General features: G+C 63.6%; 6 protein-coding genes. All 6 read right to left on the minus strand.

What is annotated here, in order from left to right; genetic code table 11:
- Positions 1-73: 73 nt before the first annotated feature.
- On the minus strand, positions 74-3,235 hold the full coding sequence (locus tag EN949_RS13745) for an efflux RND transporter permease subunit (protein ID WP_063168268.1): 3,162 nt from the start codon (positions 3,233-3,235) through the stop codon (positions 74-76).
- The gene (locus EN949_RS13750; RefSeq protein ID WP_063168269.1) at positions 3,232-4,506 is read right to left on the minus strand and encodes an efflux RND transporter periplasmic adaptor subunit; all 1,275 of its coding nucleotides are present in this window, start codon (positions 4,504-4,506) and stop codon (positions 3,232-3,234) included. Before EN949_RS13750 ends, EN949_RS13745 begins: the two co-directional genes overlap by 4 nt.
- 247 nt (positions 4,507-4,753) lie before the next feature.
- A complete protein-coding gene (locus EN949_RS13755; protein ID WP_024501399.1) occupies positions 4,754-5,350 on the minus strand; it encodes a LysE family translocator in 597 nt (198 codons plus the stop codon).
- Between the two features lie 132 nt (positions 5,351-5,482).
- The gene (ilvN, locus tag EN949_RS13760; RefSeq protein ID WP_013531048.1) at positions 5,483-6,055 is read right to left on the minus strand and encodes an acetolactate synthase small subunit; all 573 of its coding nucleotides are present in this window, start codon (positions 6,053-6,055) and stop codon (positions 5,483-5,485) included.
- Positions 6,056-6,140: 85 nt separating this feature from the next.
- A complete protein-coding gene (locus EN949_RS13765) occupies positions 6,141-7,922 on the minus strand; it encodes an acetolactate synthase 3 large subunit (RefSeq protein ID WP_082826477.1) in 1,782 nt (593 codons plus the stop codon).
- A gap of 257 nt (positions 7,923-8,179) precedes the next feature.
- Positions 8,180-9,361, minus strand: a complete 1,182-nt coding sequence (locus EN949_RS13770) for a DUF6600 domain-containing protein (RefSeq protein ID WP_063168270.1) — start codon at positions 9,359-9,361, stop codon at positions 8,180-8,182.
- Between the last annotated feature and the right edge of the window lie 102 nt (positions 9,362-9,463).

The following is a 9,463-nucleotide window of genomic DNA, read 5'->3' on the forward strand; positions in this document are numbered from 1 at the left end:
AAATTACGGTTCCGGTGGTGCCACCGCAAGCGCAACGCCTTGGGCCAGCGGCACATGCACTGGCCCTGTCACATCATTCGGCGGCCGCCCGCTGCGGTTCGGGCTGCATGTCTTCCCTCGCCTTGAACAGCGAGAGCTGGTCGACAGTTTCGACCGGACCCGGCTCGCCCTTGCGCTTCGACCAAAGCCCGACCAGCCAGCCCGAGAAATTCTCCATGTAGACATAGATCACCGGCGTCACGAACAGGGTCAGTGCCTGCGAGGCAAGCAGGCCGCCGACAACGGCAACGCCCAGCGGCTGGCGCAGTTCGGCGCTGGCGCCGGTGCCGAGCGCAATCGGGAACGTGCCCATGAGTGCCGCCAGCGTCGTCATCATGATCGGCCTGAAGCGCATCAGGCAGGCCTTGTGGATCGACTCGGTCGCCGACATGCCTTCTCGTCGCAACTCAAGCGCGACATCGACCATCATGATGCCGTTCTTCTTGACGATGCCGATCAGCATCAGGATGCCGATCACCGCGATGACCGACAGATCCATGCCGGCGAAGCGCAGCGCAACGACCGCTCCCAGTACGGCCGATGGCAGGCCGGTGAGGATGGTCAGCGGGTGGATGAAGCTTTCGTAGAGGATGCCGAGCACGATGTAGATGGTCAGGATTGCGCCGCCGACCAGAAAACCCTGGTTGGCCAGCGAATCCTGGAAGGTCTTGGCCGTGCCGGCAAAGGTCGTCGAGATCACCGTCGGCATGCCGATCTGCTCTTTCAGCGCATTGATGCGCGTCACGCTGTCGCCCAGCGCCACGCCCTGCGGCAGATTGTAGGAGATGGTCACGGCTGGAAGCTGGCCGAGCTGGTTGACGGTCAGGGCGCCGGCCGTGCGATCGACGCGGGCGAAGGCGCCGAGCGGAACAAGACTGCCGCTCGCCGTCCTCATCTGGATGGCCAGCATCCGCTCGGGCGACCACTCGATCTTGGGATCGAGCTCGGTGATGACTTCATAGCTGTCGGCCGAACCGAAGATGGTCGAAACCTGGTCGGTGCCGAACCCGCCATAGAGGGCGGAGCGCAACGTGTCGGTATCGATACCGAGTTGGGCGGCCTTGTCGCGATCCACCACCAGCGTCGCCTGCAGCGCATTGTTCTGCAGGTCGCTGGTGACGTCGGTGAAGTTCGCATGGTCGGCCGCCATCGCGTCGTTCAGTTTCTGCGCCCAAATATCGGTGAGGCCGGTATCAAGGCCCTGAACCACGAGCTGGTAGGCGCTTGCGGACGACCGCGAGCCCAGCCTCAAATTCTGCACCGGCTGCATGTAGGTCTCGATGCCCGCCACGCGGGCCAGTTGCTTGCGCAGATCCGCAAGCACCTTCTCGATATCGGGGCGCTGGTCCTTGCCCTTGAGCTGGACGAAGAGCTGCCCCTGGTTGAGCGCGTTGTTGCCGCTGCCCGCCGACCACGCCACATGGTCGACATAGGGCGAATGCGAGAAGACGCTGGCGACCTGCCCTTGCAGCCTGGACATGGCGTCGAACGAGATGTCCTGGCGGGCAATGGTGGTCACCGATATCTGGCCGATATCCTCTTGCGGGAAGAAGCCCTTCGGCGAGATCTGGATCAGCCACACCGACGCTGCCGCGGTGCCGACGAAGACGAGGAACACCAGGAAGGTGTGCCGCAGGCAGAAGCTCAAGACCCTGTCGTAGCCGCGCGTGACGAGGTCCTGCTTGTGACCGGGGCCATGCTTGTCGCGGTCGGCTTTGGTCACCGACAGCAGCCGCGAGCACAGCATCGGCGTCAGCGTCAGCGACACGAACATCGACGCCAGGATGGCGACCGTCACCACCACGGCGAACTCGTTGAAGATGCGCCCGATGACGCCGCCCATCAGCAGCACGGGGATGAAAACCGCCACCAGAGAGATCGAGATCGAGATGATGGTGAAGCCGATTTCGCGCGCGCCCTTCAGCGAGGCGTCGAAGGCCGACAGCCCGTCCTCCTCCATGTGGCGGAAGATGTTTTCAAGCATCACGATGGCGTCGTCAACGACGAGGCCGACCGCCAGCGTCAGGCCCATCAGCGAGATGTTGTCGATGGAAAAGCCGAACAGGAACATCGCGCCGAGCGTGGCGATCAGCGAGATCGGCACCGCCACGGCCGGGATGATTGTCGCCGTCACCCGGCGCAGGAACACGAAGATCACCATGATGACCAGGGCAATGGTGAGCAGCAGCGTGAACTGCACGTCGCTGACCGCCTGCCGGATCGAACTGGAGCGGTCGTTAAGCAACTTGATGTCGGCGGCGGCCGGCATCTGGTCCTTGAAGGACGGCAGCATCGCCTTGACCTTGTCGACGACGTCGACAGTGTTGGCGTCGGGCTGGCGCTGCACGGCCATGATGATCGCGCGGGTGCCATCGTACCAACTTGCGGTCGTGGTCGTCTGCACCGAATCGACCACGCGGGTCACCTCGCCCAGCCGTACCGGGTGACCGTTCTTGGTGGCGATGATGATGTTGGAGAAACCGGCGGCGTCGGTCAGCTGCGTGTTGGCGGTGATGGTGAGCTGCTGCTTGTCGTTCTGGAGCACGCCGAGCGGCGTGTTGCTGTTGGCCGAGGCAACCGCCGCCTGCAGCTGATCGATCGAGATGCCGCGTGCGGCAAGCGCGGTCGGGTCGATCTGGATGCGCACCGCGTATTTCTGCTGGCCGAAGATCGAGACCTGCGCCACGCCGTCGATGGTCGACAGCGACGGCGAGATGACGTTTTCCGCGAACGCATCGAGGTCGGTCAGCGGAACCGTGTCGCTGACCAGCGACATCAAAAGGATCGGCGCGTCGGCCGGATTGACCTTGCGATAGCTCGGCGGCGCCGTCATCTGCGGCGGCAATGATTTCTGCGTGCGCGCGATCGCCGCCTGCACGTCGGCCGCCGCCGCGTCGATGTCTCGGTTGAGCACGAACTGGATGGCGATCGAAGTCTGGCCAAGCGAATTGGTGGTCGAGATCGAATCGATGCCGGCGATGGTGGCGAACTGCTTGATCAGCGGCGTCGCCACCGATGTCGCCATGGTTTCCGGCGAGGCGCCGGGCAGCGAGGCCGAGACGTTGACCACCGGGAATTCGGCGCTGGGCAGTGCGGCCACCGGCAGGAACTTGTAGGCGAACAGCCCGCCCAGCACGAGGGCGAACGACATCAGAAGGGTGGCGACGGGCCGGCGTATGCAGAATTCGGAGATCATTGGGCGGCCTCGCCGGCGCTGGTCGCCTCGGCCACCTTGGGCGCAGCGGCACCCGCCGTGGTCTTGCCTTCATGCACCGCGGCGCCGTCCTTCAGCCGTGTCTGGCCCTCGGTGACAACCTTCTCACCGCTTTTCAGCCCCTGGCTGATGGCGCTGTTGTCGCCTTCGGTCAGCGCCACCTGCACCGGCCGCATCTCGACCGTGTTGTCCGGCTTGACCACATAGACGAAAGGGCCCTTCTGGCTTGGCTGCACGGCGACGGTAGGAACCGATGTCATCTGCGGCATGATGCCGGCGTCGAGCACGACATTCACATACTGGCCGGGCCATAGCGAAAGGTCGGCATTGGGAATACTTGCCCGCGTCGCGATAGTGCCCGACGCAGTGTCGACGCTGGAGTCGACGAAATCGAGCGTGCCCTTGCCGATCGGCGTCGCGTCACCATCCTTGGTCAGTGTCACCGCGCCCTGCTGCGGATTGGCAAGCGCCTTGTGCAGCAGGGCGAGATTGCTTTCCGGCAGATTGAAGTTGACCTGCAGCGGGTCCATCTGGGTGATGGTCACCAGCGGGGTCGCCGTGCTGCTGTTGCCATTGCTGACGGTGACGAGATCGCCGACGGCGACGCTGACCGCACCCAGCCTGCCGGAAATCGGCGCCGTGATCGTGGCGAAGCCAAGCTGGACATTGTCGGCGTCGATTGTCGCCTTGTCGGCGTCAACGGTCGCAGCGGCAGCCTTCTGCGCGGCGACGGCCTGGTCGTAGGTCTGCTGCGTGCCGGCCTGCTTGGCAACCAGATCCTTGGCGCGCTGGAGATCGGACTGCGAGCTGGCGAGCATCGCCTGATCCTTGGCGAGCGCCGCTTGATCCTTGGCAAGCTGCGCCTTCAGCGCCCGGTCATCGAGCGAGAACAGAACGTCGCCGACCCTGACCATCTGCCCATCCTTGACGTCGATCGAGACGATCTGGCTGGACACCCGCGCGTTGATGTTGACGACGGCGGGAGACGAGACGAAGCCGATCGCATAACGCCGGATCGGGAAATCGGCTGTCGAGGCGACGGCCGAGAGGATGGAAGCCGAGCGGGCGGCACCGCCGCCACCTGCCGCCTTGTCGCCCGCTGCCGGCTTGCCGGTTGCCGATTTGTCCGCGGCAGCGACCTGCTTTGCGCCGATGAGCTGCTGAGCCTTGCTCAGCGCGTCCGGAGACACATAGAGCCAGGCCGCGCCCGCACAGGCGACGGCAAGCAACGAAAGAACGACTTTTCCACGCATGGTCAAAGGCCCTCTCCACCCGACACGTCGTGGTCCGATGGTTCTACTCTAGCGCAAATCACGGCCCGTTGCCGCGATTTCGCCGAATAGATAGGACGCGCCTTTGTCGGAAAAGGGCCAAAACACGGCATTACGAAGATTTAATGTGCACTGCACAATGGATGTGCAACACGGGCTGAATCCCCATCCGACGGCTTGCGAGCCATCGCCTTCCGGCCTGAGACGACCAGAATGTGCGCGTCTCGACCTATTTGAGCATCGGCCAAAGCGTCGCCGCCAGCAGCACGCCCATGGCGATGTTGAACCATTTCAGCCGTACCGGGTCCGACAGGAAACCGCGCAGCGCGGTGCCGAACCCAGCCCACACCGAGACGCTCGGCAAATTGACGATGGTGAAGGCCACAGCGATCAACACCACCGACAGGAACGGGTGCTCGGCATTGGCATAGACGGCCATGGCGGTGATCGCCATCACCCACGCCTTGGGATTGACCCACTGGAATGCAGCCGCCTCGATGAAGCGCATCGGCCGCGCCTTCGTCTCGCCCTTGCCGGTCAGCGTGCGCGACATGGCGATCTTCCAGGCGAGGTACAAAAGATAGGCGCCGCCGGCGATCTTGAGCGCGGTATGCAGCGCCGGAAACGCCGTCAACACAGCGCCAAGGCCAAGACCGACGGCAAGCAGCAGCACGAGGAAACCCATGCTGATGCCAAGCATGTGCGGAACGGTTCTGACGATGCCGAAATTCACGCCCGATGCCAGAAGCATGAGATTGTTCGGCCCCGGCGTGATCGAAGTCACCAAGGCGTAGACAAGCAGGGCAAGGAAAGCGTCAAGCGACATGGATATCCTCCCCGACAAGTCAGGATCGTTGTCTTTTCTAGGCAACCCGCAAAGGCCCACGGACGGCCCACAGCGGGGCCAGAAGCCTCACTGTGGAAGCTGGCTGGCGCGCCCGGCGCCAGCACCGAAGGCCTACATCGCCTGCGGGCCGCGGTTCAACGCCGCCACGCCGGTGCGGCAGATTTCGACCAGGCCGAGCGGCTTCATGATGGCGATGAACTGATCGATCTTGGAGCCCTTGCCGGTGATCTCGAAGATGAAATGCTCGGTGTTGGCGTCGATGACGCTGGCGCGGAACGCATCGGCCAGCCGCAGCGCCTCGACCCGGGCCTCGCCGATGCCGGCGACCTTGACCAGCGCCAGTTCGCGTTCCAGCGGCCGCTCCTGGCCGGATTCATGCGAACGCACGGTCAGGTCGACGACGCGGTGCACCGGCACGATGCGCTCCAGCTGGTGCTTGATCTGCTCCAGCACATGCGGCGTGCCGCGCGTCACGATGGTGATGCGCGACAGGTGTTTTTCATGCTCGGTCTCGGAGACGGTCAGGCTCTCGATGTTGTAGCCGCGCCCGGAAAATAGGCCGATGACCCGGGCAAGCACGCCCGGCTCATTGTCGACCAGCACGGAAAGCGTGTGGTTTTCCGGCTTTTCCGTTTCCTTGGCGATAAAATAGGCCGAACCGGTCGGTTGTAGCTGTGCGTTCATGACATGAATCTCGATTTCAAGCTCTTGAGCTAATTCTTTGTTTGCGCAGGGCTTTCTCGCGACAGCCCTGCCTTGGTTCTGCCGGCTACACCAGTTCCCTGCCCTTGGCGTCGATGGCATTGGCCACCGCCTCGTCGGTCGCCTCGTCGGGCAACAGCATCTCGTTATGCGCCTTGCCCGACGGGATCATCGGGAAGCAGTTGGCGAGCGTCGCCACGCGGCAATCGAACAGCACCGGCTTCCTGACCGAGATCATCTCCTTGATCGCGTCGTCCAGCTCGTCCGGCTTTTCGCAGCGAATGCCGTGGCCGCCATAGGCCTCGGCCAGCTTGACGAAGTCCGGCATCGCCTCGGTATAGGAATGCGACAGCCGGTTGCCGTGCAGCAACTGCTGCCACTGCCGCACCATGCCCATATACTGGTTGTTGAGGATGAAGATCTTGATCGGCGCATTGTGCTGCACCGCCGCGCTCATCTCCTGCATCGTCATCTGCACCGAGGCGTCGCCGGCAATGTCGATGACCAAAGCGTCGGGATGCGCGATCTGCACGCCGAGTGCTGCCGGCAGGCCATAACCCATCGTGCCCAGCCCGCCCGACGTCATCCAGCGGTTCGGCTTCTCGAAACGATAGTGCTGCGCCGCCCACATCTGGTGCTGGCCGACCTCGGTGGTGATGTAGGTGTCCATGCCCTTGGTCAGTTCGTAGAGCCGCTCGATGGCGTATTGCGGCATGATCACGTCGTTGTTCATCTTGTAGGCGAGCGAGTCGCGCGCACGCCATTTGGCGATCTGCTCCCACCAGGGGTAGAGCGCCTTCTTGTCGGCCTTGGCGCTCGCCCGCCACAGCCGCACCATATCCTCCAGCACCCGGCCGACATCGCCGATGATCGGCACCTCGGTGTGGACGTTCTTGTTGATCGACGACGGATCGATGTCGATGTGGATCTTCTTCGAGTTCGGCGAGAAGGCGGTCAGCCGGCCGGTGATGCGGTCGTCGAAGCGCGCGCCGATGCAGATCATCACGTCGCAATCATGCATGGCCATGTTGGCTTCATAGGTGCCGTGCATGCCGAGCATGCCCATCCAGTTCTTGCCCGATGCCGGATAGGCGCCGAGGCCCATCAGCGTCGAGGTGATCGGGAAACCGGTGAGATCGACCAGTTCGCGCAACAGATGGCTCGCTTCCGGGCCGGAGTTGATGACGCCGCCGCCGCTGTAGATGATCGGCTTCTTGGCGCCCGCCATCAACTCGACCGCCGCCTTGATCTTCTCCAGGTCGCCCTGGACCTTTGGCTGGTAGCTGGTGCGTGGCGCGATCTGCGGCGGGACATAGAATCCCTTGGCGAACTGCACATCCTTCGGGATGTCGACGACGACCGGACCGGGACGGCCGGTGGTCGCGACATGAAAGGCCTCGTGGATGGTGGCGGCGAGCTCGTTGACGTCCTTCACCAGCCAGTTGTGCTTGGTGCAGGGGCGCGTGATGCCGACCGTATCGCATTCCTGAAAAGCGTCCGAGCCGATCAGCGAGGTCGGCACCTGCCCGGTCAGGCAGACCAGCGGGATCGAATCCATCAACGCGTCCTGCAGCGGCGTCACCGCATTGGTGGCGCCCGGGCCGGAGGTCACCAGCATCACGCCGGCCTTACCGGTCGAACGCGCATAGCCTTCCGCCGCATGGCCGGCGCCCTGCTCATGGCGCACCAGTATGTGCTCGACCTCGTCTTGCTGAAAAATCTCGTCATAGATCGGAAGGACAGCGCCGCCGGGATAGCCGAAGACATGCTTGACGCCATTGTCCTTCAGCGCCTGCACCACCATTTCGGCGCCCGTCATCTCGCGCCGCTCGTTCTGTCCGTTGCTCATCGGTCTGGTCCCGTACTGTCGCCATTGGGCGTTTGCTGGTCGTTTAGTCGTGTTTCAGGCAATAAAAAAGGCCCCCGAGGGAGCCTGTGTCTTGCGCATGGGGGGTTTTCGCCCGGCGGTTACACCGCCTTGCCCACGCGCTTTCCTACGAGAATGAGTGCTGTTTTCATGGTGGCGGACACTAAGGGCGGGCAAGGCGACCTGTCAACGGGAAAAATCGCGCCGGCGCGCACAGCGTGCCGGCGCGATTGAGGCGATCAGCGCGGCGCCTTGCAGCGGGAAACGCGCGGATCGCATCTGGACACCTTCCTCGCCTGCATCTTCGCTGGCGGATGGTGAGGTGCCACCCTTGCCGGGCCATGGTGCTGGGGCATGTGCATTGCCATCGCCTGCTGATGCGGCTTCTGTTGTCCGGCACCGCGTGCAGGACGCTGCCCCGAGACCGGCTTGGCCGAACCCGGTTTGGCCGACGATTTGACGACGATACGTCCATCGCCCGCGGTCCTGTCGGCATGCAGCTTGAGCGCATCGGCCTTCGCGCCGTTGCCGGCGGCCATCCGCTTGCGCACAGTGTTGCCAGGCTTCACGACGGCTGGATTGCTCGCTGTCACAGCGCTCGGAGACGTGGCCTTGTCGCCGCTCGCAATCTTGGGGCCATGGCCCGCCACGATTTGCCCGTTCCCATTGGCCGCCTTGGCGGCAGGCATTGCATTGCCGGCAAGCTTCTTGATTTCGGCGCCCCTGGAAGCATCGAGACGTGCACTGGCAAACACGCCTTTGAGCGGAGGAACCAGTTTTGCCGCCTTGATCGATTCCATGACGGGCTTCGGGAGTTGCTGCAGCCGGGGTCCGGCATTGATTGCAACCACCTGGTTGCCAAGCCGCACGCGTGGCGCATTGTTGACCACGACCGTCTGGTTGATGAATGTCGTGTTGCGCACGATGACGACGTTCTCCTGAACCGGCCGCACCACCCTGACCAGATCCACCGCGCCGATCGCCGCCACCGGCACGAAACACCACCAGGCGTCGTCGAAGGCGGCACCGACGTCGGGCGGCGCCGGAGCCCAGCCGACATCATTGCCGCCCTGACGCCAGACCACCCAGGCTGGCGCCCATTGATCGCCGGCGATCCACACCCAGCCGAAATCGGGATCATACGCCCAGCGGCCATAGTGATAGACGACATCGCCGAATGGCTCGGTGGACTGCCAGTACCAGCCATTGTCAGTCCAGACCCACCTGCCTTCGGTGTAGGGCCGCCATTGGGTATGCACCGAGGGAACCCAGACATCGCCGAAGCGGCTGGAGGTTCGCCATCCGCCATAGTTCGAAAGCCTTTCGCGGACGGTGACGGAAATTTCCGCCGCATGCGCCTGTGTTCCGGGCAGCATCAGCGGGCCGGTCAGCGTCGCACTCAAGGCCATGACCGCGGCCATTGCTGCAGCACGTCCACGCCGGCCGAGAGAGTGGCGTGAAGACGCTTGGAAAAAGGATATGATAATCATAACGGGCTCCAGAGTTCCGCATCCAGAAAATCC

The sequence above is a fragment of the Mesorhizobium sp. M7A.F.Ca.US.007.01.2.1 genome, assembly GCF_003998165.1.
Taxonomy (GTDB): Bacteria; Pseudomonadota; Alphaproteobacteria; order Rhizobiales; family Rhizobiaceae; genus Mesorhizobium; species Mesorhizobium ciceri.

Excerpts from the sequence above, each read along its gene's own strand:
- EN949_RS13770 (WP_063168270.1), bottom strand. The coding sequence starts at position 9,361 with ATGGCCGCGGTCATGGCCTTGAGTGCGACGCTGACCGGCCCGCTGATG.
- EN949_RS13745 (WP_063168268.1), bottom strand. The coding sequence starts at position 3,235 with ATGATCTCCGAATTCTGCATACGCCGGCCCGTCGCCACCCTTCTGATG.
- ilvN (WP_013531048.1), bottom strand. The coding sequence starts at position 6,055 with ATGAACGCACAGCTACAACCGACCGGTTCGGCCTATTTTATCGCCAAG.
- EN949_RS13750 (WP_063168269.1), bottom strand. The coding sequence starts at position 4,506 with ATGCGTGGAAAAGTCGTTCTTTCGTTGCTTGCCGTCGCCTGTGCGGGC.
- EN949_RS13765 (WP_082826477.1), bottom strand. The coding sequence starts at position 7,922 with ATGAGCAACGGACAGAACGAGCGGCGCGAGATGACGGGCGCCGAAATG.
- EN949_RS13755 (WP_024501399.1), bottom strand. The coding sequence starts at position 5,350 with ATGTCGCTTGACGCTTTCCTTGCCCTGCTTGTCTACGCCTTGGTGACT.